24 protein-coding genes are annotated in these 23,632 nt (G+C 59.2%); 5 read left to right on the top strand and 19 right to left on the bottom strand.

Annotated elements, in window-relative coordinates; translation table 11 throughout:
* Positions 1-48: 48 nt before the first annotated feature.
* A complete protein-coding gene (locus VMY05_01825) occupies positions 49-1,197 on the bottom strand; it encodes a hypothetical protein (GenBank protein HUV29820.1) in 1,149 nt (382 codons plus the stop codon).
* Between the two features lie 568 nt (positions 1,198-1,765).
* Here VMY05_01825 and VMY05_01820 point away from each other — a divergent pair.
* Positions 1,766-2,509, top strand: coding sequence for a hypothetical protein (locus tag VMY05_01820; GenBank protein ID HUV29819.1), 744 nt, complete (start codon positions 1,766-1,768; stop codon positions 2,507-2,509).
* Positions 2,510-2,786: 277 nt separating this feature from the next.
* Here VMY05_01820 and fetB read toward each other — a convergent pair whose 3' ends face one another.
* The 3 genes from fetB to VMY05_01805 are packed head-to-tail and all read right to left on the bottom strand — an operon-like array spanning position 2,787 to position 5,247.
* Entirely contained in the window at positions 2,787-3,563 is a 777-nt protein-coding gene (gene fetB, locus VMY05_01815; protein ID HUV29818.1) for an iron export ABC transporter permease subunit FetB, read from the bottom strand.
* Complete coding sequence (locus VMY05_01810) at positions 3,560-4,291, bottom strand: phosphate ABC transporter ATP-binding protein (protein HUV29817.1); 732 nt, start codon at positions 4,289-4,291, stop codon at positions 3,560-3,562. The genes fetB and VMY05_01810 overlap by 4 nt, the downstream gene beginning before the upstream one ends.
* Entirely contained in the window at positions 4,288-5,247 is a 960-nt protein-coding gene (locus tag VMY05_01805; protein HUV29816.1) for an OB-fold nucleic acid binding domain-containing protein, read from the bottom strand. Before VMY05_01805 ends, VMY05_01810 begins: the two co-directional genes overlap by 4 nt.
* Before the next feature lie 100 nt (positions 5,248-5,347).
* Here VMY05_01805 and VMY05_01800 point away from each other — a divergent pair, with 100 nt between their 5' ends.
* The 3 genes from VMY05_01800 to VMY05_01790 are packed head-to-tail and all read left to right on the top strand — an operon-like array spanning position 5,348 to position 8,548.
* Positions 5,348-6,673: an LptF/LptG family permease gene (locus VMY05_01800; protein ID HUV29815.1), complete on the top strand. Its 1,326-nt coding sequence runs from the start codon at positions 5,348-5,350 to the stop codon at positions 6,671-6,673.
* A gap of 7 nt (positions 6,674-6,680) precedes the next feature.
* Positions 6,681-7,763: an LptF/LptG family permease gene (locus tag VMY05_01795; protein HUV29814.1), complete on the top strand. Its 1,083-nt coding sequence runs from the start codon at positions 6,681-6,683 to the stop codon at positions 7,761-7,763.
* Complete coding sequence (locus VMY05_01790) at positions 7,763-8,548, top strand: class I SAM-dependent methyltransferase (protein HUV29813.1); 786 nt, start codon at positions 7,763-7,765, stop codon at positions 8,546-8,548. The genes VMY05_01795 and VMY05_01790 overlap by 1 nt, the downstream gene beginning before the upstream one ends.
* An 83-nt stretch (positions 8,549-8,631) precedes the next feature.
* Here VMY05_01790 and mtnN read toward each other — a convergent pair whose 3' ends face one another.
* From mtnN to obgE, 15 genes are all read right to left on the bottom strand, one after another.
* Positions 8,632-9,489 (bottom strand): 5'-methylthioadenosine/S-adenosylhomocysteine nucleosidase, encoded by an 858-nt coding sequence (mtnN, locus tag VMY05_01785; protein HUV29812.1) that lies wholly within the window; start codon positions 9,487-9,489, stop codon positions 8,632-8,634.
* 92 nt (positions 9,490-9,581) lie between these two features.
* Positions 9,582-10,841: an adenosylhomocysteinase gene (ahcY, locus tag VMY05_01780; GenBank protein ID HUV29811.1), complete on the bottom strand. Its 1,260-nt coding sequence runs from the start codon at positions 10,839-10,841 to the stop codon at positions 9,582-9,584.
* A 2-nt stretch (positions 10,842-10,843) separates the two neighbouring features.
* Positions 10,844-12,007, bottom strand: coding sequence for a methionine adenosyltransferase (metK, locus tag VMY05_01775; GenBank protein HUV29810.1), 1,164 nt, complete (start codon positions 12,005-12,007; stop codon positions 10,844-10,846).
* Between the two features lie 50 nt (positions 12,008-12,057).
* Positions 12,058-13,032, bottom strand: coding sequence for a sugar phosphate nucleotidyltransferase (locus VMY05_01770; protein HUV29809.1), 975 nt, complete (start codon positions 13,030-13,032; stop codon positions 12,058-12,060).
* Between the two features lie 110 nt (positions 13,033-13,142).
* Positions 13,143-14,198 (bottom strand): hypothetical protein, encoded by a 1,056-nt coding sequence (locus VMY05_01765; GenBank protein HUV29808.1) that lies wholly within the window; start codon positions 14,196-14,198, stop codon positions 13,143-13,145.
* An 81-nt stretch (positions 14,199-14,279) separates the two neighbouring features.
* Complete coding sequence (locus VMY05_01760) at positions 14,280-14,915, bottom strand: hypothetical protein (protein ID HUV29807.1); 636 nt, start codon at positions 14,913-14,915, stop codon at positions 14,280-14,282.
* On the bottom strand, positions 14,912-15,748 hold the full coding sequence (locus VMY05_01755) for a hypothetical protein (protein ID HUV29806.1): 837 nt from the start codon (positions 15,746-15,748) through the stop codon (positions 14,912-14,914). The genes VMY05_01760 and VMY05_01755 overlap by 4 nt, the downstream gene beginning before the upstream one ends.
* Before the next feature lie 3 nt (positions 15,749-15,751).
* Positions 15,752-16,414: a hypothetical protein gene (locus VMY05_01750; protein ID HUV29805.1), complete on the bottom strand. Its 663-nt coding sequence runs from the start codon at positions 16,412-16,414 to the stop codon at positions 15,752-15,754.
* Between the two features lie 2 nt (positions 16,415-16,416).
* A complete protein-coding gene (locus VMY05_01745) occupies positions 16,417-17,298 on the bottom strand; it encodes a DUF6754 domain-containing protein (protein HUV29804.1) in 882 nt (293 codons plus the stop codon).
* Between the two features lie 70 nt (positions 17,299-17,368).
* Complete coding sequence (locus VMY05_01740) at positions 17,369-17,509, bottom strand: hypothetical protein (GenBank protein ID HUV29803.1); 141 nt, start codon at positions 17,507-17,509, stop codon at positions 17,369-17,371.
* A gap of 4 nt (positions 17,510-17,513) precedes the next feature.
* Positions 17,514-18,605, bottom strand: coding sequence for a bifunctional phosphoglucose/phosphomannose isomerase (locus VMY05_01735; GenBank protein HUV29802.1), 1,092 nt, complete (start codon positions 18,603-18,605; stop codon positions 17,514-17,516).
* Complete coding sequence (gene ptsP, locus VMY05_01730; protein ID HUV29801.1) at positions 18,602-20,365, bottom strand: phosphoenolpyruvate--protein phosphotransferase; 1,764 nt, start codon at positions 20,363-20,365, stop codon at positions 18,602-18,604. Before ptsP ends, VMY05_01735 begins: the two co-directional genes overlap by 4 nt.
* Positions 20,366-20,442: 77 nt before the next feature.
* Entirely contained in the window at positions 20,443-20,712 is a 270-nt protein-coding gene (locus VMY05_01725) for an HPr family phosphocarrier protein (protein HUV29800.1), read from the bottom strand.
* A gap of 5 nt (positions 20,713-20,717) precedes the next feature.
* A complete protein-coding gene (dprA, locus tag VMY05_01720; protein ID HUV29799.1) occupies positions 20,718-21,824 on the bottom strand; it encodes a DNA-processing protein DprA in 1,107 nt (368 codons plus the stop codon).
* Positions 21,790-22,788: a GTPase ObgE gene (gene obgE, locus VMY05_01715; protein HUV29798.1), complete on the bottom strand. Its 999-nt coding sequence runs from the start codon at positions 22,786-22,788 to the stop codon at positions 21,790-21,792. Before obgE ends, dprA begins: the two co-directional genes overlap by 35 nt.
* 140 nt (positions 22,789-22,928) lie before the next feature.
* Here obgE and VMY05_01710 point away from each other — a divergent pair, with 140 nt between their 5' ends.
* On the top strand, positions 22,929-23,573 hold the full coding sequence (locus VMY05_01710) for a CDP-alcohol phosphatidyltransferase family protein (protein ID HUV29797.1): 645 nt from the start codon (positions 22,929-22,931) through the stop codon (positions 23,571-23,573).
* Positions 23,574-23,632 lie beyond the last annotated feature (59 nt).

Here is a 23,632-nt window from a genome sequence, read left to right as displayed (position 1 = left end):
GTTGCGAGGATTCTCCTGGCGACCCGCACCGGAGAGTAGGGGCAACGTCTACAGGCACGGGGCCGGCGGTGTTTGCGCGATAAACAGGTAATCGATAAGGCGCGTCAGATCGCCGATATCCACACTGCTAACACCGTCGACATTCGCTTCACCCAAACAAACCGGTTCCTCGTACGTGATGAACAGATAGCTGATGAGTTTGGTCAGATCGCCGATATCTACGATCTCCGACGCGTCGTTGTCTGTGTTTCCGCTGACATCGCCGACGCAGCAGACGGAATCACAGGCGTCGCCAAGGCCATCGCCGTCACGGTCCAGCTGATCGGGATTGTAATCATCGACGCAGTTGTCATCGGGGTCGTCAATCATATCACCGTCGCTATCGTTCAGATGTACGAAATCGACCTGGTGATTCATAAAATCCGGTACTATCAGTATGTCATGAACATGATCATAAGCAATGCCGCTGGCACTGCCGTGGTCGTCTGAGATTACAGCCGGTGGATTCGTGAAAGTCTGATCATACATGTAAATGGTGCCTTTGTAGTACTCGCACACATAGACGTTTCGATCGTGGTCCATCGCAATCCCGCCCAGGTTCATGGACGGCGGCGTGACGAGTGGCGTCAAGGTAGCATCTTCAAGATCGACAGCGGTAATTGGTGTGTTCATATAGAACCCGATGACGAGTAGACGGTTATTGGGTTCATCGTAGATCAAGTCAGTTGTGAACGCCGGCAGCCCGGAGCCGACGAATGTCACCCAGGTCTGATCGCTCGGATTCATGCGGTATATTTTGCTGTCGAACCCGAAGTTATCGGCAATGTACAGATACCCCGAGCTATCCATGGCCATGCCACCATTGTAGTGGGCTCCGGCGATGAATTTCAACCACAGGAGTTCCGCCGAATTCAGGTTGAAAGCTCTCACCTCACCAACGGAGCCCGAAACATACAGGGTGTCACCCGATATAAAGACCCCAAAGACGTAACTACCGAGGCCGGTGAGGAAATAGCTCTGCACTCCCTCCTGATCAATGGCTACGATAGCAGCATTCTGGCTGCTTGCAATCAGGTATCTGTCGTTGGCCTCATCGTATGAGGCGCCATCAGGACCATCAAGCAGATTCTGGCCGTGGGCAAGCTGCGCACTCCACAGGCAAATGGTGGCGATTACGAAGATCAAGCGGCGTGTCATAATTGTAGTCTCCCACATTGGTTTTTCAGACTAGTCGAACAGGAGGGACAGACCTTACAAGCAGAGCAAGGAAGGAGTACCGATGGTGAGTCTGTCAATAAAGGCCCGGCGCCGAGTGGTAATCAGCAGGTAACATGTGGCGCTGTCGCACATTGATCATGGGGGCGCGTAAGCTCCTGTAGCACAACGGAAAAGCAGGGCCGGGACGAAGGAAGACAAGGCGTCTGCCGGGAAGCAGTTGAAGAGACTGGGGCAGTAGCGTGACCATCCTGAAGACGGGCTTCTGCGGTGTCACTGTCTGACTCACGCCTTGACACAACATAGACCATACGGTATACTCTTGGTTCACCGGGGGGTTGCATCTGAGAGTAGTTCATACATGGGCCCGTGTCGGGTTTCTCCCGGCCTGCGGCCGGTTGGAACCCGACCTACGGGCTGCCTGGTTTTGAGTGGGGTACGAATTGGGTTGGAAGAAGCGCCGATGCATTCAATGCAATCATAGATCAGACGAACCGTAATTTTAGTATTACTATTCTAGACCCGCCTTTGCATTAGGAGGAGATAGCTCATGAGAGTGACAGTACTAGCGTTCATGCTCTGTTGTTTTGCGGCTGCTCTTGCCTGTTCGCAGCAGAAAACAGACAGCATAAGGAGCAACCCTCCTGTGCTCAGTGGAGAGGTCATGCAATTGTTGAAAGACCATTTGGACCGGTTCGACTACGTCAACTTGGCTTTTTCTGTGTCCGAGCTCCTTACATTATTGAAGGAAGACACGTCATTAAGAGCCGCGTGGGTAGAAAAGAGCCGAAACCAGCCGGGGCAGTTTGAGCTCGGAATGACTTGGTTGTTCCGAGACAAGGAAGTCAACTTCTTTTATGACATGCTTGACCGGAGGAAGGACTTACATGAGGATTACGGTGCTGAAATCGCATTTCTGAAGGAGAATCGCCCTGAGCTTCCCGGATACCGGCTAATAGCCGACGAGGAATATGCTGAGATAGTCGGGAAGCGCCCGACATGGGCTCGTAATCCGGACAACTCCGCCAAGTACTATGGTCTGTTGATTATTGAGGGCGAACAGTTCATCGAGCGGATAGCCAGGGACGAGGAGGCAGTTGCAGCCTTTCGGGACTGGTTGGACTATCTTGAAGGCTATGAGTTTGTTGTTCGCTTTCCTTTTGGTATTTCGGAGCGGGATCTGATTGAGAGGAAGCGTCAGTATGTTCTCGATACGTACGCCGACACGGTGGATGAGCTCATGAAAGCTGCTGTAGAGCGCATAAGAACGGCGCAAATCCGGGAAATCGAGTAACGGCGGCTTTGGGGAGGGGCCCGTATGTAGACCCGGGTTGGGCGGGGGATTTCTACATAGTCGATGATACCAGCATGGTATCGGATACTCTGGTGTCACCCGAGAAGAGAACGACCAACAGCGCGACCGCGATACAGATCAGCACTGTGCGTTTCATGGCATCTTTCCCTCCTGATTACCCGCTCATGCCATTCACTCACATCAAGAACGGATGATTCAACGTGCATGTCAAGTGGAGGCGTGCGAGGGTCGCGATCTTGTTGGCCCCAGCCGCAGGCTACTTCGAATCGTTCAGGATAAGTTGATGAAACGGCGAGAAGAACCGCCGGACCGTAAGCTCGAGGGCTACCACCGAGGTGATCGTGACGGCGCTGAGCAGCATGTAGCCGACGACGATCTGAAGCAGCACGGCGTCAAGGGGGTCCACGCCGGCCAGAATCATCCCCGTCATCGCACCCGGAAGGGCAACAATGCCTACCGTTTTCAGAAAGTTGAGCATCGAAAGCATGCCCGCAACAGCGGCCTCCTTCTGGTACGGTCGCGTGGCCTGGCGCCAGCTCTTCCCGAGTGAAAGGGCCGTTTCGATGGCCAGGCGGTGACTGCGGATGTCCGCGCTGATGCGACCGATCGTAAGGGCGGACGCGTTCATGGAGTTGCCGATGATCATTCCCGCCAGAGGAATAACGTATCGCGCTTCCAGGGTGATAATGTCCAGCAGCAGCATAAACCCCAGAGTCAACAGTGATCCGGCTATCATGGCCGTCGACGTGATCGTGATAGCCCGTCTCAGGCCGGAAACCCTGCCGGCGGCGGCGTGCGCGCCCACGATGATCATCACCATGATAGCCAGCAGAATGAGCCAGATGGACTCCAGCGCGAAGACGTACTCCAAGGCATAGCCAACGAGCACCAACTGCACAAAGGCGCGGACCGATCCGAGCGCCATGTCCTTCTGCACCGGAATGCGCCACCACCGGCTGATGGCAATCGAGAGCAAAACGAGCACCGCTGCGATCAGAACTTCGCGGTAGCCGATCACCGCCATCTGATTCATTTGAGATCCCTGTTTTTATACCTGCGCCCGAGTTCCGTCTGCGGGTGGTTCACGACCTGGTCGGCCGGCCCGCTTTCGACCAGGCGCCCGGCCACCAGGAAAAGCGACTCGCCGCCCATGCGCAACGCCTGCTCGGGGTGATGCGTCACCATTATCACGGTCAGCCCGCCTTTGGACACGAGTTCCTTGATGAGGTCTTCAATACCCGCCGTGTAAGACGGGTCCAGCGCGGACGTCGGTTCATCGAGCAACACCACGGTCGGACCGGTAGCCAGGAGCCGCGCCAGGGCCACACGCTGCTTCTCGCCGACGGAGAGGCTCTCCCCCGAACGGGCAAGCATGTCAGCCTTCAAATGTACTTGCTCGATCAGGACGCGGAGTTGATCCTCCGACAGGTCCGCCTGCGCGAATCGCAGGTTGTCGGTCACTGTTTCGGGGAAAAGGTGCGGCGTCTGGAACAGGTAACCGATCTTTCGGCGCAGCTCGCACGGAGAGTAATCGCGCTGGGCTTTGCCTTCAAAGGTGATCTCGCCCCCGGTCGGTTCATCCAGACGGTTGATAAGACGAAGCAGGGAACTCTTCCCCGCCCCGGAGGGGCCGAGCACCGTGTAGATTCCGCCGCGCTCTATGTCACAGGAGACGTCACTAACGATTTCTCTGCCGTCCTCGGGCGGGCCGACCCGGCGCGACACCTTTTGCAGAGTCAGCACGGGTCCGGGCGGGGTCAATCTTCCGACTCCCGGCTCCCCTCGCCGAAATACAGGAAGCGGTCGAGCATTTTCACGTACTCGGACCATCCCCGGCCGTCGTGCTTGAGCCGAATGCGCTCGATAGCCCCCATCTTGCTGTCAATCTCGTCACAGTAGTACAGCACGAACGCCTCGGCTATCTGCGGCACCACCGGCGAGGCATAGGCAATCTCACCGTGGTGCGAAACGATGAGATGGCGCAGGTTGGTCAACAGCGGACCGGGAAAGTCCTCAATGCGTCCGGCGCGCTCGGCGATCCAGTGATCGGTCAGGCAGATGTGCCCGATTAGGCGGCCTTCATCGGTGTAGTCGATGACCGTGCGGGCCGAGTACGTATCCATCTTGCCGGCATCGTGAAACAGGCCCCCGAAAACGAGGAAGTCCCTGTTAAGGTACGGGTACCCGTCGGCCACCCGCAGGGCGAGTTCCGCCACGTTGGCCGAGTGTTCGGAAAGTCCCCCGATGTAGGCGTGGTGCCAGAGCTTGCCGGCGGGGGCGTTGAGGTACTTGGTCAGAAAGGCGTCATCGCTCCAGAACTCGCCGACAAGGCGCTTTACGTAATCGTTCTCGATTTTGTCCGTGAGTGCCATGATGCGCGCCTTACGTTCCTCGGGCGTGGTGGAGGCGTGGGGCAGGATATCCTCGGGCGCGTATTCGTTATCCTCGGCCAGCCGCACGCGATTCACCGTCACCTGAATCCTGTTGTTGTACTCGCCGACCACCCCACGGACTTTGACGACCATCCCCTCGGCCAGTTCCTTCAGGGCAAACTGGTCCGGATCCCAAAACACCGCCTGCACCCTGCCGGTGCAGTCGCCGAGTTCGAGAGTGACATACTGGCCGCGCGTGTATTCGCGCACGTCTTTGCGCCGGACGGCGAAGAACCCCTCCACCCGATCCTCGACAACGAAATCCCTGATTCTTTTGTCCTGCATGTCACTGAATCTACAACATACCGCCCCGTTGGGACAAGCAATTCCGCGCGGAATATTCTGTTTGCCCGGAAGTGTATAACTGATATATTAGCTTGACGTTATGTGGATCCTGCAGCGCTACATACTCAAGGAGCATATCGCTCCGTTTTTGTTCGCCTTTTTCACTATCACTTTTCTGCTCATCATCGACTACGTCCCCAAAATAATCGACCGGGTCATCGACAAGGACCTGAGCCTGTGGGTCGTGCTGGAGTTGCTGGGGTTGAACCTGGCCTGGATGCTGGCCCTGTCGGTGCCGATGTCGGTGCTGGTGGCGACGCTGATGGCTTTCGGGCGGCTAAGTTCCGACTTCGAAATCACCGCGGTCAAGGCGTCCGGGGTCAACCTGATTCACGTTCTGGTTCCCCTGCTCCTGGCCGGGTCGGTCATTGCCGTCCTGATGGTGCAATTCAACGACAAGATTCTGCCGGACCTCAACAAGAAGGCTCGGGAGCTTACCGGCGCCATCTCCTCGATGCGCCCCACCTTGATATTCCGCTCGGGCGTCTTCATATCCGAAATTCCCGGGTACCTCATTCTCATCGACCGGATCGACCACAAGACCTCGCGCGTCGAAGGCGTCCGCATCACCGAGACGAAAGTACCCTCCAAACCGAGGCTCATCGTGGCCGATTCCGGCTACCTCAGGACGGTCGATGGGGAATCGACCATGCAGTTTACGCTGTACGACGGCGAGGTGCACTCGTTCGACGTGTCCGAACCGGAGAACTACCGGAAGCTGGACTTCAAGAACCAGGTGATCAACGTCTCGGGCGTCGGGTCGGAGCTCAAGCGCACCTCCACCGAGTACCGCACCGACCGCGAGATGGGGATCGACGACATGCAGGAGCGCGTGGACCAGGCTATCGGCAACCTGTCTCCGGCTCGCGGCCGCATTACCGCCTACCTTGACGACAAATTCTCATACCTGTTCGGCGATACGTTCGCCTTCAACCTGGGCGACACGGCCTCCGACTCGGCCGCCCTGGCGGCTGTCAGGAGCGATGCCTCGGTCATGCAGCGGCACGTGGAACGAAACCTCCAGCAGATCAGCACCCAGAAACAGGTGATGAACAAGTTCAACATAGAGATACAGAAGAAGTACTCCATCCCGGCGGCTTCGCTGGCCTTCATTCTTATCGGCGCGCCGCTTGGCATCCTGGCCCGGCGCGGCGGTATGGGCATGGCCATCGCCATTTCCATCGTGCTGTTCATAATCTACTGGGCCTTCCTGATCGGCGGCGAGGACCTGGCTGACCGCGGGCTCTTGTCTCCGTTCTGGGCCATGTGGGGCGCAAACGTTCTCCTGTGCGCCGTCGGCCTGTACCTGGTCTACATTGTCGTGAGCGAGAAGCCGCTGTTCGCGTTTTTTCGGCGAGTGAAGTAGCCTGACGATGATCAAGAGACTTGACCTCTACCTCCTGCGTTACTTCCTGGTGTCACTCATGGTGGTGACGCTCACCGTGGGCGTCGTGATCATTGTCATTAACATGGTCGAGCAGCTCAGGGATTTTATTGATCACCGGGTACCGATCGCGCAGGTGTTCGAATACTACCTGTACTTCGGGGGCTGGGTGATCAGGTCGTTCACGCCGATGTTCGTGATGCTGGCTGTCCTGTTCACGGTTTCGCTGATGGCGCGCCGGATGGAGGTCCTGGCCATGAAGGCCTCGGGACTCTCGCTGTACCGGATCGCCCTGCCGTTCCTGGTCGTCACGCTGCTGATCTCGGTCGGCCACTTTTACTACAACGAGTATGTTTTCCCTCCCGCCAACAAGAAGCGGGTCGAAATGAAGGAATTCACCATCGAAAAACGTTCCAAACAGGCTTTCACCACCGTGCGCGATATCTACCGCCAGATTTCGCCCGGCTACTTCTACACCGTCGGGAAGTTCAACGTGGAGCGCCAGGAAGGCGTCGACCTCAAAGTATACAAGACCGAACGCAACCGCCTTAAGGAACTGACCACCGCCGCCATCGTCGCCTACGAGAACCACGTCTGGCAGGCCCGCGACGGTATCGTGAGGCTTTTCGACGATTCCGCGCACGAAACCTTCATCCCGTTCGACTCTCTCATCCTCTGGGACATCAAGGACGTACCGGTGGATCTGGCGCGGCGCATCGGCAAGCCCGAAGACATGGGACTGCTCGAGCTGCGGCGCTATATAGACCTGATGAAACGAACGGGCGGCCCGTACCTCCGGGAAATTATCGACCTGAAAATCAAGTACGCCTTTCCCCTGACGTCGTTTATAGTCAGCCTCATCTGTATACCCTTTGCGGCCAACCCCCGGCGTGGCGGCATCGCCGTCTCCTTCGCCGCCGGCGCCCTGATAGCCCTGGTCTACTTTGTGCTTTTCCGGGTCACACAGTCGGCGGGATACAATGAGAAAATTCCGCAGGACCTGGCCGTGTGGGGCATCAACGGCGTCTTCCTCGTCATCGGCTGTATCGCCATGTTCAAAGCGAAGAAGTGATGCCGCACCCGGATCATGAAAAGAACCGCGCCGCCTGGAACCAGATGGTCGAGGTGCACCTGCACCACCCGGAGTACAAAACGGCCGAGGTGGCCGCCGGCGGTTCGTCGCTCAAGCGCATCGAACTCGAGACGATGGGCGACGTCCGCAACAAACACCTGCTGCACCTGATGTGCCAGTTCGGCCTTGATACGCTCTCGTGGGCGCGGGAGGGTGCCGTCGTCACCGGCATCGATATCTCCGACAAGTCAATCGAACGGGCGAATGAACTGAAACGGCAAACCGGCCTGAACGCGGAGTTCATCCGCTGCGATATTCTTAACCTCATCGGCAGGATTGACCGCAGGTTCGATATCGTCTTTCAGTCGTACGGCACGCACTGCTGGATTTCGGACATCACCCGGTGGGCACAGGTGGTGGGACACTACCTCAAACCGGGCGGCACCTTCTTCATGATCGACGATCACCCGTTCAAGGCGGTCTTCTGGGAGTCGCCGCGCGATTACTTCCGCCGCGATCCCGACCGCGAGACCGGCGCCCCCGACTACTGCGACCGCAGTTTCCGCATCAAGGGGGAAATAGTCGAGTGGCAGCACCCGATCTCCGGCATTGTCAACGCCCTGATCGGTGCGGGACTCGTGATAGAGCATCTCGAGGAGTACAACTACAGCTACTACCGGGAGGAGGAAGGCTGGTACTCCGATGACGGCGAGTACTGGTACCCGCCGGGCGGACCGGCCCGGTACCCGTTAATGTTCTCATTGAAAGCGCGAAAAGACGCCTGACCCGCCACTTGACTCTGCAGCACAACACCCCTCCCGGGCACTAACGGCAGTCTTCTGTTGCTCGTGCCGAGGCTGTCAGTTCTCTACAACTCCCGCAGGAACGAAATCACTACCTGGCCGGAGTTGTCGGCGGCTACCTCGAAAAACTCCTCCAGCTCTTCCTCGGCCGTCTCCGAGCCGGAACCGCCCGCGAGGTCGGAAGCGGATCGGAATATAATGAAGGGAACGCCGTTGACGGTGCACGCGTGAGCCACGGCGGCCGACTCCATGTCCGTTACCAGCGCCCCGAACTCATCGGATAACCACTGCCGCTTTTCCTCGGAATCGATAAACGTGTTGCCGGTAACACCGATCCCGCCCACGTGAATGCTCGGGGTCCTCTCGCCGATCTGCTCAAGGTCGAGTTGTTCGCCGGTTACGCGCACGGCGGCCGAGAGCAGGGCACTGTCGGCTTCAAAGGCGACCATGCCCGCCAGGCTGTCGTCCCCCGGAATGTACGCATACAGTTCCATGTGCTCGAAACCGTCGGCCCCGACGTACCCGTAGTCGTGCTGCATCCAGGCGTCGCAGGCGACGATGTCCCCTATGTGCACGGTCGTGTCGATACCGCCGGCAATGCCGGTCATGATGACGGCCCGGGGAGCATAGAGATCGATCAGCTTCTGCGCCGTCATGGCGGCGTTCGTCATGCCGATACCGGACTCGGCCAGGACGACGGCTTTGCCGGACAGTTCGCCGATTGCGACGGCCCGACCAAGGTGTTTTTCGACCTTGCTGACGGACATCTGCTCGCTCAGAAACTCTCCCTCGGCGTCGAAGGCAAAGAGAATCAGGTACGGCCGCGAAGTTGTCTGCCGGTCGACCTGACCGCATTGCAGAACGACCAGGCACGCCAGAAGCAGCACCGGCGCGACAGTCAAGCGGATAATAGGTGAGCGCACGCGTAATCCTCCCTTGTGTTTGCCCGTGTTGTGCAGATGATCGGCGGCGGGGCCGGTATCCCGTGCCGAAGGCTAAGACCGCACGCGCCGCCTTACGTCCCCATCTCCCACGAGGCCAGGTACTTCTTCTGCTCGAGTGTCAGGCGGTCGATGGCCAGACCCATTGACTTGAGCTTGAGTGCGGCTATGGCGGCGTCGATCTTTTCCGGCACGACATAGACCCTGCGTTCCAGCCGGGCGTGGTTCTTCACCACGTATTCGGCCGACAGGGCCTGGTTGGCGAACGACATGTCCATGACCATGGCCGGGTGGCCCTCGGCCGCAGAGAGGTTGATCAGGCGACCCTCGGCCAGCAGGCAGACGCGCTTGCCGCCTATGGTGTATTCTTCGACATTGGGGCGAAGCAGCCTCTTTTTGGATTTGGCCTTTTCGAGAGCCGGGATGTCGATCTCGGCGTTGAAGTGACCGGAATTACAGATGATGGCCCCGTCCTTCATCTTCCTGACGTGCTCCAGCCGGATGACGTTGATGTCACCGGTTACCGTAATGAACAGGTCGCCCACCCGGGCGGCCCGGGCCATGGGCATAACCCGAAAACCGTCCATCACGACCTCGATGGCCTTGACGGGGTCCACTTCGGTGACGATGACGGTAGCGCCCATTCCCTTGGCGCGCGCGGCCAGCCCTCGCCCGCACCAGCCGTAGCCGGCGATTACGACGGTGGCGCCCGCCAGCAGCATGTTGGTGGCCCTCAGGACACCGTCCAGCGTCGACTGCCCGGTGCCGTACCGGTTGTCAAACATGTGTTTCGTTTTCGAATCGTTCACGGCGATGATCGGAAACAGCAGGGCGCCGTCGGCCGCCATCGCCTTCAGACGAACAACCCCGGTGGTGGTCTCCTCGGTGCCGGCCAGCACGTCGGCCACCAGGTCTTTTTTCTCCTTGTGCAGCGTGCTGACGAGGTCCGCACCATCATCCATCGTGATCCGAGGTTTGGTTCCGAGAGCCTGGTGAATGTGGCGGTAGTAGGTTTTGTTGTCCTCCCCGTGGACGGCGTACACCGGTATGTCGAACTCGGCCACGAGGGCGGCCGCCGTATCATCCTGGGTGGACAGCGGGTTAGACGCGCACAGGGCGATGTTCGCCCCGCCCGCCTTCAGCGTTCTCATCAAGTTGGCGGTTTCCGTAGTCACGTGCAGGCAGGCGGCGATATTGACCCCCTTGAGCGGCTTTTCCCTGCCGAACCGCTCCCGGATCAGGCGCAGAACCGGCATGCTGCGCTCGGCCCACTCGATTTTCTTTCTGCCTTCTTTGGCCAGTCGGATATTTTTTATGTCAGGTTTCGGCACCATAATCACGCGTCCTTTGCTAAGGTCTTAGCCATGTCCGTCTTCTCCCACGTGAACTCTTTCTCGTTCCGTCCGAAGTGGCCATAGGCGGCGGTTTTGCGGTAGATCGGCCTGATCAGGTCAAGCCGTTTGATAATACTGCGCGGGCTGAGATCAAGGTGCTTCCGGATCAACTGGACAATCCGGGCTTCGGGCACGCTGCTGGTCCGGTCCGTGAACACCGTCACCGACACGGGTTGCACCACGCCGATGGCGTAGGCCAGTTGCACGGTGCACTTCTGGGCCAGCCCGGAGGCAACGATGTTCTTGGCAATGTAGCGCGCCATGTAGCTGGCCGACCGATCCACCTTGGTCGGGTCCTTGCCCGAGAAGGCGCCGCCGCCGTGCGTGGCCATGCCGCCGTACGTATCGACAATGATCTTGCGGCCAGTCATGCCGGTGTCACACAGCGGACCCCCGACCACAAACTTGCCGGTCGGGTTGATGAGGAATTTCGTGCGGTTGTCCATCATCTCAGCCGGAATGACCGGCATGACGACCTTGTCGACGATCTCATCACGCGCCTTCCTGGTAATCTTCCTGCCCGAACGGTCAAGGATATCGGCGGAGTGCTGTGACGAGATCACGACCGTGTCCACCCGCGCCGGTATGCCGTCGCTGTACTCTACCGTCACCTGCGATTTGCCGTCGGGCCCCAGGTATGGGAGAATCTGCTTCTTTCTCACGTTAGCCAGCTGCCGCGTCAGCTTGTGAGCGAGCATGATCGGCATAGGCATCAGCTCCCTGGTCTCGCGGCAGGCGTAACCGACCATGAGGCCCTGGTCGCCGGCGCCGCCCGTGTCCACTCCCTGCGCGATATCCGGCGATTGCGAGCCGATAGCGTTGAGGATCGCGCAGGTGTTGTAGGTAAAGCCGTATTCCGTTTGGGTATAGCCCGCGTCCTTGACCACCCGGCGCACCAGCTCATTGACGTCCACGTACGATTCCGTAGTTATCTCGCCGCCGACTATCACCAGGCCGACGGTGACAAACGTCTCGCAGGCGACGCGCCCCTTTTTGTCTTTGCGCAGGATTTCATCCAGGACCGCATCCGAAATCTGGTCGGCCAGCTTATCCGGATGCCCTTCAGTCACCGATTCCGATGTAAAAAGGAAGTTGCCCGCTGCCATATACTCTGCTCCTCGATATTTTTTTCTTCGTTCAGTGGATACACGATCGCTCAGGCCGGAGTGATGTCCGATGAATCGCCGATGTTGAGAACCTGGTTGCACCCCTTGACGACCGCTTCCTGCCCGATAATGGAATTCTCTATAAGCGCGTCGTGGACGGTTGCATTGCTTGCGATGATCGAATTACTGATGATCGACCGCCGAATAATCGCCCCCTCGGAGACCGAAACATCCGGCCCCAGGACGGCGTTGATCACCTTGGCCGACGGTGCCACGAACACCGGTGGGATGATCACCGATCCGTCAATCTTCACCGTGTTGCCCACGCTGCGCAGAAGGTGGCGGTTGGTCTCGAGCATGGTCTCCTTCTTGCCGCAGTCGTACCACTCGCGAACCTCGTACGGGACAAAGTGAATCCCGGATTCGATCATCTCCTGCAGGGCATCGGTAAACTGCACTTCGCCTCGCGTCAATCTGCCGCTCTGGACGTGCGAGGCCAGCGTCGAACTGAGCTTGGCAATGTCCTTGAAGAAGTATAGGCCGATCACCGCCAGATTGGTCTTGGGGTTCTGCGGTTTCTCCTCCAGGCTCACCACGCGGTTGTCCTTGACTTCGGCGATGCCGAACCTGGTCGGATCGGCCACCTGCCGCAGACCAAGCACGAAATCGCCCGCGGCCACGAACTTTCGCAGGTCGCACTCCACGACCGTGTCACCAAGGATGACCAGAACTTCGCCGCCATCGACGCCGGCCAGCGCCAGGTTCAAGGCATACCCGAGGCCGAGCAACCGGTCCTGGTGCACGAACCGCGCGTTGAACGAGTAGTTGGCCCGGATGTACTCCCGGACCTGCTCGCCCCGGTACCCGACGACAAAGATGACCTCCTCAGGGTCAAGCGGCACCACCGGATCAAGCAGATGGGTAATAACGGGTCTGCCCGCCACGTGCAGAAGCGGCTTGGGAAGCGAGTACGTGTGCGGCCGAAGACGCGTACCCGTACCGGCTACCGGTATTATAATCTTCATGGACAACTTTCTGTAAACACGGGCAATGTAGGCAGAGCCCGAAGGCCAGACAAGCAGAAAAGCGGAGCGCTTCTCCCCGGCATACAAGCACACCCCCCCGCCCGTCTCGACTACTGCCCCGTACCGCTCGAAAAACGGAAACAATTGCCGTCGGCACCCGCGGGCTTCAGGTAGCGCCGGGGCTCGGCGCTGACGTCGACCAGACCGACCGCGACGTCGGAAATCGGGTCGAGAAAACGAATGATCCGGTATGCGGCAGCCACCTTTCCCTTTTCCCAGCGCGACGTTGGCACCTCCGGTGGAAAATCGAAGGGCACAAAGCGGAGGGGATCAAACAGGGATTCCGCGCTCACGCCGGCGGTGGTGATCCGAAGGGCTACGGAATAGTCGGATTCAATCCGTTCACGAGGATAGAAATACAACTCGGCGCGATAGACGTTTTCGCCCAGGGGTACGAATCCGGCGCAAAGCAGGTCAACTGACTGCTCGCCGAACGACACCATGGCCTCTTCCCGGGGAAAGTCATAAAGGCCCAGGTGGGCGGCAAAGGCTCTGTCAAGAGCCGTCAACCCGGCCGACCCGGAGATGGCGCTCTCGCCGGAAGGTGACGCAAACAGGTTCCCGATCAGGTATTCCCGTCCGAACTGTCGATGCAACGAGTCATTGAGCATGAAGAACCTGGCCAGGTTAAGTCTGACAGCCGGCGAGGAGTCCTGCGCCAGGGAGTCAATAAGCGCACCGGCAGTTGTATCCGTGACGGCCTTTCGCCAGCACGTGAAAAGACGGCCGTCGCGCGTGACCTCCGGATCCTTCGGCCGGGCAAAGGCCGCCAGCATGAAATACCCTGAGGCCCCCGTGAACCCGGGCAGGCCCTGCCTGAGTAACTGCCTGGCCTTGTAGTGCAGCCGCAGGCCGAGGCGGTCAATAATAGCGCGCCAGGCCGCATTGTCCAGCAGTTCAGAATGCTCCGTGTACAGTTGGCCGAACGCCTCGCTTATTTCGTCCAGGCCCGTAAGTTGGTCGTTCTCAATATCATCCAGGAGCTGAACCGCCATGACCGGAAAACCGTCGGGATTTTCGACCGTGTCATACACGGGTTTGTCCGGACTGTAGCCGCAGCCGGTCAGCAGCACAACAGCCACAAGCGGCCCGAAGTATTTGGACATGCTTTTCACTTATCCTCCTGCATTTGACAGAGCCACCTCACAGGATTATACAAAGAAACCGCCGCCGTGTCACCGGCCTGCTCAGAAGATATCCGAAAACGACCCCAACCACTGGTGGTACAGGAAATACACCTGCCCGATCAAGAGCGAGACGCGGGCCATGACCGTGTATCCGAAATGAGCGCCGAAGGCGACCATGATGAACCAGATACCGATCTTGGCCGTTACCCCCATCACGCCCGTATGCTCCTTGGAAAAATAGAAGTAGATCAGGGTGGAAATGACTCCCACCACTACAATCACCGCCAGCAGCATCTCCACGATTCCGTCGGCGAAACCCAGCGACAGCATGGTCGCCTGCATTTGCGGCAGAACCATCCCGTTCAGTTGCGAGATCAGAAACACGCCGGCCGTGCACCCGATGACGAAGGCAAGCGAAACCCGTGATATCCAGGAGTACTTGGACGACAGCCGGGCAAACATGAGAAGACCAAGCATAGCCGGGAAAACCAGCTCCCAGTGGCCGGCCTGCATGGGGTACCACAACTGCTGAAGAATGACCGATTTCCAGACCACGCCGATATAGTACCCGGCCGACAGACCGGCAAAAATATGCTCGGCCAGCTTGAAAAACGGGTTATCCCGGTAAAGAAACGAAAATAAGGCCAGCGTAAAAAAGGCGGCAACCCAGACCTGCAGGATTTCCACCGGACTCATCGGGCCGCCCCCTTCTTTTGGCGCCCGGTGGCAAAATAGGCTATGTTGCCCACGACGACGAGAGCAATGATGAGCAGGTGAACCAGCGACTGCATGGCCATACCGGCCACGGCCAACCCCTCTTTTTGCACCAGTTGTTCGTACTCGGCAGCGCCTTTCATCCCGCCGAGCAGGCCGGTCACCTGTCCCGAGGCCGTGAACGAGTAATACTTCGGCGCCGATACGGCCGTCACCCCGCAGCCGACCGGAACGGCATACTCGGCGTTGACGATCGAAATCCAGTAGTCGACTATGTTGTTGTCCGAGACGACAAAGATGAAGCGGATATCGCCGTAATTCCTGATTGACTGCATCATCGGCAGCTCCGCCAGCGGTGTGCTGGAGTTGTCGGTCGGGTAAATGGTCTCAATTGACGTGCCCATCCCTTTGAGCACCGCCACGTACCCGTACTTGAAACCCAGGTTGACGTAGTCCACGCCGTAGACTTTACCGAGTTCTTCAGCGACGGATCGCGTCACGCGCTCGGCAATCGAGGGGCCGCCCAGAGGAACCGTCGTCAGCGTGACGATCCTGCAGTTCTTGCGGAACAAATGATGCAGCGCAGCGATGGACATCGGTTCCGTCTCCGCGAGAGTCGACGGGTAGTAGTCGAAGGTGAGCATGACATTCGAGGAATCAGGCAACGCCTCAACGGCCTCATAGAGCTGTTGGGCCTCGGGAGTAACGTAAACCTTGAAGGTGGCGGGGACGATCAGCGGGAAAATGACCGCCAGCGCCACCATGAGATAGATCAGGCGGCGGTCCAGAGAACCGAATTTCTCCCAGAAACCCACGGGTTAACCCTTCCCCATGTACGTTCGCTCGATACCGAGCAGTATCCTCAGCGACATCGAGGCAGCCCCGAGCGCAGCGCCGATGACGATGCCTCGTTGCACCGCCGCGTTGACTCCGCCCATCAGGAACGTATTGATGTAACCCGGGAGGCTGTCGCTGAACAGGCGCAGGAACGCCTCACCCATCGGGATCCGCCAGAGCATCACCAGCACGGCGGCCACAAGCAGCAGCGTCGCCTCGAGTGTTCGGGCGCGGAAAGCACGGTAAGCCGCCGAGGCGATGTAAAAGGCCAGCATGGCAAACATCGTGCACATCATGGGAGAATCGACGTGCGTAAACAGCCAATCGTAGATCGAACCCCGGGCGTCCCCGAACAGCGGCGACCATGACGACGGCAGCAGCGCCGGTATGGCCATGACGTACAGCGACAGAAGAGTGAACCACTTGTACACCCAGCCGTCCTGCCTCCGGCGCACGCCGCTCCAGTTGACGCGCGTGATCGAAACGACACCCAGCAGCAGCGTGAACCCGCCGACAATCGTTACCCAGTTGAGCACCATCGGCTCAATCCGGCCGAGTATGGTCCGGTCCGGATTGAAAAAGAAGGATACAACCATGACGATGCCCGAAAGGAACGCCACGACCACTGGAATGACCGTTCTCACGCTCAATTCCCCAGATCAAACCAGCTGCGGAAAGTGTCACCGATGCCCAGAGTCACGAGGATGACCCCGGCGACGATAAAGATAATGATGAGGATTTTCACCAGGTCCTGCCCTTTAAGACCGCCCAGCATCAGCGGCTCGTGGGACAGGTATGCGGAGGCGGCATACAGTTCCTCTCCCATAAGCGTATAGTCGCAGGCCGCAATAAAGAAGGGCAATTGTTCCGGGCGGGCGGTCCCGGCAATTTGAATGGAGCCCGCCGCATTCCCGGTTTCGGCAAGCAGCAGCGATTCGGCGAAAAAGGCGCCCATGTAAATGTTGGCGGCCGGTCGATCCCGCATCATGAGACCGTTCACGTTGGCCGTGAATGCGAATTGCTCCCCGGCCACGTAGCGTACGATATCCTTGTTGTACGCATCCGCCTTGCCTACCTCGACATACGCTTGCTCAACTACTTCCTGGCCCGCAGCCAGCACCAGAGGATACCGAACCGGCACCACCAGCGGCGTGTCGTACTGTGCGGCGATTCTCGCAACCCTTCCGAGAATGGAGATACCGGCCACCGTCTCGATATCGTCGAGTTCCTGAATGCCGGGAATGTACAGCACCGCTCGGCCCATCTCGGTGGCCCGACCCACCGCTTCCTCAACCGCCTCCAGGCCGGGAATCTTGCGCAGGAAAAGCGACTTGCCCGCCTTGGCCCATCGCGTGTACAGCAGCACGACTATCGAGAAGACGGCTACAAGAATCGCCGCACTGGTGCGATCCCATCGCACGATCGTGTCGCCGCTTGCCTGCGCCACGGCTGACTGCGTCCCCAGCAGGAAGAATGAGATCAGCGCGGAAGGTACGGTCGGAAGGAGTTTTCGCAGCAGGTGTCGCATAGGGTAATATATGTCAGTCAATCGTGATGTCAATTGCGGTTTATCGGCGGTTCCGGCGTCGAACGGAGGATCAGTCGACGAACTCGTCCGGAGAATCATCCGCACCCGACGTGCCCGGGAACGCCTCCCGGCAAACGGGGCACCCGGGATCGGCCACGGCCGGCGCCTCTTCGCGTCGGATGTCGCAGGCAGTACCCGGCAGGGTGCTCATGCGGCTACCCGGATTCGGCGAGTTTCCTCTTCAGAGTTTCGATGGCATCGACGGGCGTCGGGTCAACCTCGTTAAGAACGGCCAGGTAGTAGGAAACGAAATCACCCATTTGAATAAGGCTGAACATGCGTTCCAGCGGGACGGTGCCGCTGGATGCTACTTCGACAACGGGCACACCCAATCCCTCGATGATCGAGCCGACGATTTCCCGGCGTCGGCTCACCTTGGGGTGGTCACCGGCATCCTTAAGTTGAATCACGGCCAGGTGATCCCGGTGCGGGGCGATCGTGCGCGACCACGCGACCAGCTCGTTATGGTTGAACTCCGTATACTGGTTGGCAAAGGCCATGTTCTTGCCGTTCTCGCATATCTGCCCCTTCCAGCGGACGGCCACGACGTCGGTCAGTTCCGGGCCGCCGTAGACGATTGCCACGCGCCCGTGAATCTGCGCCGCAAGCTGCTTGGCCGGATTGTCCGCGGCCGGCACGCTGCGGTCGTACCGATCCCGGAGCGAGACCAAGTTAGCCGTTGTACGCGAAACCTGATCAGCCATCCCCTCGACCAGCCCCGCCTCCTCCAGCAGCATCAAAAGCGGCACGAACGAGTATCCGATGGCCGCCCGAGGCTGCAGTCCGGGCGGGATACGGACAGTGGGGATTCCGTTCACCCTTGCCAGCTCCCCGAGCTTGCCGCCGGTGGTGATCGCCGCAAACATGCATCGACGGTCAAGAGCCTCCGCGAACGCCGACAGCGTTTCCTCGGTATTACCGCTGTACGAGGAGGCTATGACCAAGGTTCGTTCGTCCACGTATTGGGGCAGACGGTAATGGCGGCAAACCTGAAGCGGAACCTGCAACTGCAAGTGCGTCAGTGTTCGTACGAGGTCACCGCCGATTGCTGAACCTCCCATGCCGACTATGACAACCTCCGTGACGTCATGAAATCCCTCTCTCCGGACCTCTCGGCGGCGCATGATCGCGAGGGCATCTTGCATCTGCTCGGGCAGGCCCCGGATCCGATCGTACATGCCGCTCGGGTCGAGAGCGCGCATGCGGTCGGCATCATCGAGTTGAGCCAGAAGGTCTTGCCGGGTCATCGGACGGTCCTTTTCTTTTCGAGCCCCGACCGGTAGGCGTCCAGTTTTCTCTTCACGGCTGAGCTGGTTTCACTGGACATGACTGAGCCGACGAGAAGGCGCACGAGGTTGAAGTCGATTTTTCTGACAAGGCGGCAAGCGTCGAAAATCCTGGCCGGGTTCATGGAAAGCTGCTTCACTCCCATACCTATGAACAGCGGCAGGGCCAGTAGATCACCGGCCGCTTCGCCGCAGATGGATACGGGAATGTCGTGTTTGGCACAGGCGTCCACCGTCATCTTCACCAGGTTCAGGACGGACGGGTGCAGCGGGTTGTACAGTCCAGCCACGCGGACATTGCTGCGGTCGGCGGAAAGAGTATACTGGGTAAGGTCATTGGTACCGATCGAGATAAAATCGACCCTGCGGGCCAACTGGTCGGCAGTCAGAGCAGCCGACGGCACTTCGACCATCACGCCGAGCGGGACGTCGGCGTCGAATGGGATCCCCTTGCGGCGCAAGTCCAACATAACCTGCGAAACCAGTTTCTTGGCCTTTTCGAACTCGGCCACATCGGTTACCATCGGCAGCATTATCCTGATCTTACCGTGGGCCGACGCGCGCAACATGGCCCGAATCTGGTCCTTGAAGACGCTCGTCATCTCCAGCATTGACCGGATACCGCGCCAGCCGAGGGCGGGGTTATCCTCAGTCTTCGCAAAACCATCGCCCGCGACCTTGTCAGAGCCGAGATCGAACGTGCGCAGAGTCACTTCGCTGTCAGGAAAAGCTTCGCAGATCTGCAGGTAGAAATCGTACTGCGTCTCCTCGTCAGGAAAGCTGTTTCGCTCGAGGTAGAGAAACTCCGTCCGGTACAGCCCGACCGGGATCTTCCGGGCGGACAGGATAGCGTCCACCGGTCCCGGCAGTTCGAGATTGGCGGCGATCTGGATCGGCAGGCCGTCGACCGTCTGCGGCGGTATCTGCGCCAGTTTTTTTATCCGCGAGACCGCGGCCGGTCCCTGTCGTTTCCTTAGCTTGTGGTACTTGTCCCATTCAGCGTCGGTCGGGTCGATGATGGCCGCTCCGCTGGTGCCGTCGACAATAATGCGGCAGTTATCCGGTATCTGCCGCCAGTGGTCGGCAATGACGGCAACCGGGACCATGAGCGACCGTGCGATGAGTGCCATGTGGGAGTTGCGTCCGCCCTCACCGACGATAAAACCGACCACCTTGCGGTTGCGGTAGGCCAGGACCTCTCCGGGAGTCAGCGTCTTGGCAATCACGATGGTGCCGGTGGGAAAGCGCAGGCTCGACTCTTCTTCGTAACCGGCCAGATATGATAGCACGCGGCTGGACACGGCCACAATATCCTGCGACATCTGGCGCAGGTAGGGATCGGGCGATTTATTCAGCGGCCGAGTGGTTCTCTCGACCAGGAGGTTGTAGACGTACCCGGCGTTACGCCGCCGCTGGGCAATCTGTTCCTTGACCTTGTTGAGGAACTCGTAATCACCGGCGATGAGCAGTTGAGCGTCAAAGACCTTCGCCACCGGGCCGCCGATTTTTTTGCCGGCCGTGTCCCTGATGCGGCGCAATTCGGCGATGGTCTGAGCCACCGCCGAGTCCAGAGCGGCGATTTCCTCCCCGACGCGCGAAGCCGTAACGGCAACCTCGGCTACGCGCACGTCGCCGGGCAGAATGACCTTGCCGCGACCCATCACGATCCCGGCTGAGATCGGCAGACCCTTCAGCAGTTTGCGCCTGTACCGCTCCACCATATCCTATTGCCCTGCCTTGTCTTTTCCAAACGCACGACCATGATAGATAAACCGGCCCGCGCAAAACAAGGACAATATCAGATCTCCTCGCCAAAGCCGGATTCAATAACCTGCACCAGATCGGCCACAGCCTGTTCTTCATCCGGACCTTCGGCTTCAACCTTTATTGCAGATCCCCTCTCAGCCGCCAGCATCATCACGCCCATGATTGATTTGCCGTTCACCCGCAACTCGTCCTTCGTGAAATGCACTACTGAGTCGTACTTAGCGGCCGTGGAGACAAGCTGCGCGCACGGGCGGGCGTGCAGGCCGAGCTTATTGACGATCGTTGCCGTTCTAACCACCATGGTGTCTATTCAGTAAGCACGAATCGCTTGCCTGACAATTCCCGCACCACCCCCTTTACCTCCAGCGCCAGCAGGAACCCCATCAGTTCGGGAACGGCAAGGTCGGCCGCCCGGGATAACTGGTCGATTTGCACCGGGCAATCCGAGAGAAAACCGACCATCCTGCGCTCCGTCTCCGTCATGTCGGGAAGAGCCTGAAATCGCTTAACGGCTACTTCACCCTTCAGCCGCGGGAGGTGATCGAATATGTCAAACACACGGGTCAAAAGGTTGGCGCCTTTCTTGATCAGGGCGTTAGTGCCCTCGGCGTTTGCCGCGTCGGGTGCCCCCGGTACGGCAAAAAGCTCCCTGTTCTGATCGATGGCGCAGCGGGCGGTAATCAGTGCCCCGGAACGGGCTCCGGCTTCCACTACCACGACCGCCTCGGATATCCCGGATATGATCCGGTTGCGCTCCGGAAAGGCTGTTTTCTCGGGACGGGTCCCGGGCAAGTACTCCGAATATATGGCGCCGCTCTGCAGAATCTCACGGGCAAGCGACCCGTTGGACGGCGGGTACACGATGTCCAGCGACGTCCCCCAGACCGCGATTGTGCGGCCACCGGCATCGAGCGCACCCCGGTGCGCGGCGGCGTCAATGCCTTCGGCCATGCCCGAAACCACCGGAATTCCGGCACGGGCCAATTCGCCCGCCAGATGGGAAGCAAAACGACGCCCTTTCTCGGTGGCGTGACGGGTCCCGACTATGGCCACGACCTTCTCTACCGGCTGCCGGTCATCGCCCGATCTGAACAAAACCGCCGGCCGGTCGACCAACTCGCTGAGCAGCGGCGGATATCCTTCCTCTTTCGGAAAGAGCACCGACCAGCCGAGTTGCATGATGCGTGACGCCGCCTGCCGGGCTTTTTCTCCGTCGTATCCCTCTCTGACGGCACCGGCAATGGTATGTGACAGGCCCGAGACTGACTCCAGTTCCGACCTGGAGGCCGCCAGAACACCGGCCGGCGTGCCGAACCGCTCCACCAGCTTGCGAAACCGCCCGCGACCGATACCCGGTATCGACAGCAGGGCGATAGTGTCAGTCAGTCGTTCCTTTAGTTCGCTCCCGGTCAAGTTCTCTCTCTATGGCCTGAAGAAACGCGTCTGAACCAGTGCCGGCCACGGCCGACAGGTAAATATACTCCTGAGGCAGGCGCCGGGAAACCTCTTTTAGCGCCTGCTGGGACAACGTGTCCACTTTGGAAATCACGGTCAGGGCCGGTCGCGCCGGCAGGGCCGGGTCAAACCCGGCCAGTTCTCGCTGGAGTACGGCCTGAGTGTTCGTAATGTCATCATCATTGACGTCAATCACGTACACCAGCACGGCCGTCCGCTGGATATGTTTGAGAAACTGGTGTCCCAGCCCTTTACCCTCGGCCGCGCCCTTGATCAATCCCGGAATGTCGGCCATGACGCAGGACTTGTACTCCCGGAGCCTGACAATACCGAGATTGGGAATCAGTGTTGTGAACGGGTACTCGGCAATCTTTGGCCGCGCCGCCGAAAAAGTGGCCAGGATGGTTGATTTGCCGGCGTTGGGCTGACCGACCAGGCCGACGTCGGCCAGAAGTTTCAACTCCAGAGACAGACGGTGGCTTTCGCCGGGCAGGCCCGGCTGAGCCTTGCGCGGGGCCTGATTGACTGGCGACTTGAAAAAGGCATTGCCCCGCCCGCCCTTTCCGCCACGCGCCAGTGTAATCTCCGCCCCCGGGCTGTCAAGGTCACACACCGGAGCGCCACTATCCAGGTCTTTTACGATAGTACCCACCGGTACCCGAATTCGCACCAGCTGACCGGACCTTCCGGTTTTCAGTGAACCGGATCCGGGCTGTCCGTTTTCGGCTTTATACCGCGCCCGGTACCGAAAATCCAGAAGGGTGGTCAGGTTGCTGTCGGCCACCGCTTCGACGTCACCACCACCACCGCCGTCACCGCCGTCCGGGCCGCCCCTAGGAATGTACTTCTCCGTGTGGAAAGACACGCAGCCCTGCCCGCCGTTGCCGGCAACCACCTCAATCTCAACGTAATCGACAAACATTGCGGTCAATATTCGGCTCAACTTTGCCAATGTCAATCAGCTTCTAAGCGGGAACGGGACGGACAAAACGGCGGCAGCGAAATATCACGGGCATATAAATTGACGCCGCCGGTGGCAACCGGTATATTCCCACTGCATATATGAGCAGGGACGTACAAGGTTTGCCGGGGATCAATCAGCGAAAGCGGCAGTTCTACGAGGAGTCATCGCTCGTTCTGGGTAAAATCTGCCTGCGGCTGGGCCTGAAGCCGAACTTCCTGACCGGTGCATCAGTCCTTTGCGCTCTCATATCCGGCATCTGCTTCTGGAAAGGTGCGCTCGGCTGGGGAGTGTTCTGGATGCTGGCCACGGCGCTTACCGATATGCTCGACGGCGCGACGGCGCGAGCCGGCAAGATGGGAACCCTCTTCGGCGGCATCCTGGACCACGTGTCAGACCGCTACGGGGAGTTCTTTATACTGGCCGGTATCACTTTGTCCGGAGCAGTTCATCCGGGCTGGGGCCTGTTTGCCCTCTTCGGCATGATGATCGCCAGTTACACGCGCGCCGCTGCCGAATCCATGGGCAGGATCGAAAACTGCGCGGTAGGCATCGTCGGCCGCCTGGAGAAATTCGTCCTGATAATAGCAGGCTCCTTGGTCGAAATCTACCTGCCCTCGGGGACCTGGCCGCGCGGGGGCTGGCTGGAATTCGCCCTGATAGTGGTCGGCGTGACGTCGCTTATCACCGGTATCCAGCGGCTGGTTTATACAAAAAAGATCCTGGACGACAGACGGGAAGCGTGACCCCCAAAAACCCGGTATCTCATGATCAGGCACGCACCAACGCCGCCCGTAAGCCGCCA

The sequence above is a fragment of the Acidobacteriota bacterium genome (genome assembly GCA_035529075.1).
GTDB lineage: Bacteria > Zixibacteria > MSB-5A5 > GN15 > FEB-12 > DATKXK01.
Note: the sequence above shows the minus strand (reverse complement) of the source record. Positions and strands in the feature narration are given on the sequence as shown.

Bases quoted from the DNA above. Each gene is read 5' to 3' on its own strand.
- VMY05_01825 (HUV29820.1), bottom strand. From the start codon at position 1,197: ATGACACGCCGCTTGATCTTCGTAATCGCCACCATTTGCCTGTGGAGT.
- VMY05_01820 (HUV29819.1), top strand. From the start codon at position 1,766: ATGAGAGTGACAGTACTAGCGTTCATGCTCTGTTGTTTTGCGGCTGCT.
- fetB (HUV29818.1), bottom strand. From the start codon at position 3,563: ATGAATCAGATGGCGGTGATCGGCTACCGCGAAGTTCTGATCGCAGCG.
- VMY05_01805 (HUV29816.1), bottom strand. From the start codon at position 5,247: ATGCAGGACAAAAGAATCAGGGATTTCGTTGTCGAGGATCGGGTGGAG.
- VMY05_01800 (HUV29815.1), top strand. From the start codon at position 5,348: ATGTGGATCCTGCAGCGCTACATACTCAAGGAGCATATCGCTCCGTTT.
- VMY05_01795 (HUV29814.1), top strand. From the start codon at position 6,681: ATGATCAAGAGACTTGACCTCTACCTCCTGCGTTACTTCCTGGTGTCA.
- VMY05_01790 (HUV29813.1), top strand. From the start codon at position 7,763: ATGCCGCACCCGGATCATGAAAAGAACCGCGCCGCCTGGAACCAGATG.
- ahcY (HUV29811.1), bottom strand. From the start codon at position 10,841: ATGGTGCCGAAACCTGACATAAAAAATATCCGACTGGCCAAAGAAGGC.
- metK (HUV29810.1), bottom strand. From the start codon at position 12,007: ATGGCAGCGGGCAACTTCCTTTTTACATCGGAATCGGTGACTGAAGGG.
- VMY05_01770 (HUV29809.1), bottom strand. From the start codon at position 13,032: ATGAAGATTATAATACCGGTAGCCGGTACGGGTACGCGTCTTCGGCCG.
- VMY05_01765 (HUV29808.1), bottom strand. From the start codon at position 14,198: ATGTCCAAATACTTCGGGCCGCTTGTGGCTGTTGTGCTGCTGACCGGC.
- VMY05_01760 (HUV29807.1), bottom strand. From the start codon at position 14,915: ATGAGTCCGGTGGAAATCCTGCAGGTCTGGGTTGCCGCCTTTTTTACG.
- VMY05_01745 (HUV29804.1), bottom strand. From the start codon at position 17,298: ATGCGACACCTGCTGCGAAAACTCCTTCCGACCGTACCTTCCGCGCTG.
- VMY05_01740 (HUV29803.1), bottom strand. From the start codon at position 17,509: ATGAGCACCCTGCCGGGTACTGCCTGCGACATCCGACGCGAAGAGGCG.
- VMY05_01735 (HUV29802.1), bottom strand. From the start codon at position 18,605: ATGACCCGGCAAGACCTTCTGGCTCAACTCGATGATGCCGACCGCATG.
- ptsP (HUV29801.1), bottom strand. From the start codon at position 20,365: ATGGTGGAGCGGTACAGGCGCAAACTGCTGAAGGGTCTGCCGATCTCA.
- VMY05_01725 (HUV29800.1), bottom strand. From the start codon at position 20,712: ATGGTGGTTAGAACGGCAACGATCGTCAATAAGCTCGGCCTGCACGCC.
- obgE (HUV29798.1), bottom strand. From the start codon at position 22,788: ATGTTTGTCGATTACGTTGAGATTGAGGTGGTTGCCGGCAACGGCGGG.
- VMY05_01710 (HUV29797.1), top strand. From the start codon at position 22,929: ATGAGCAGGGACGTACAAGGTTTGCCGGGGATCAATCAGCGAAAGCGG.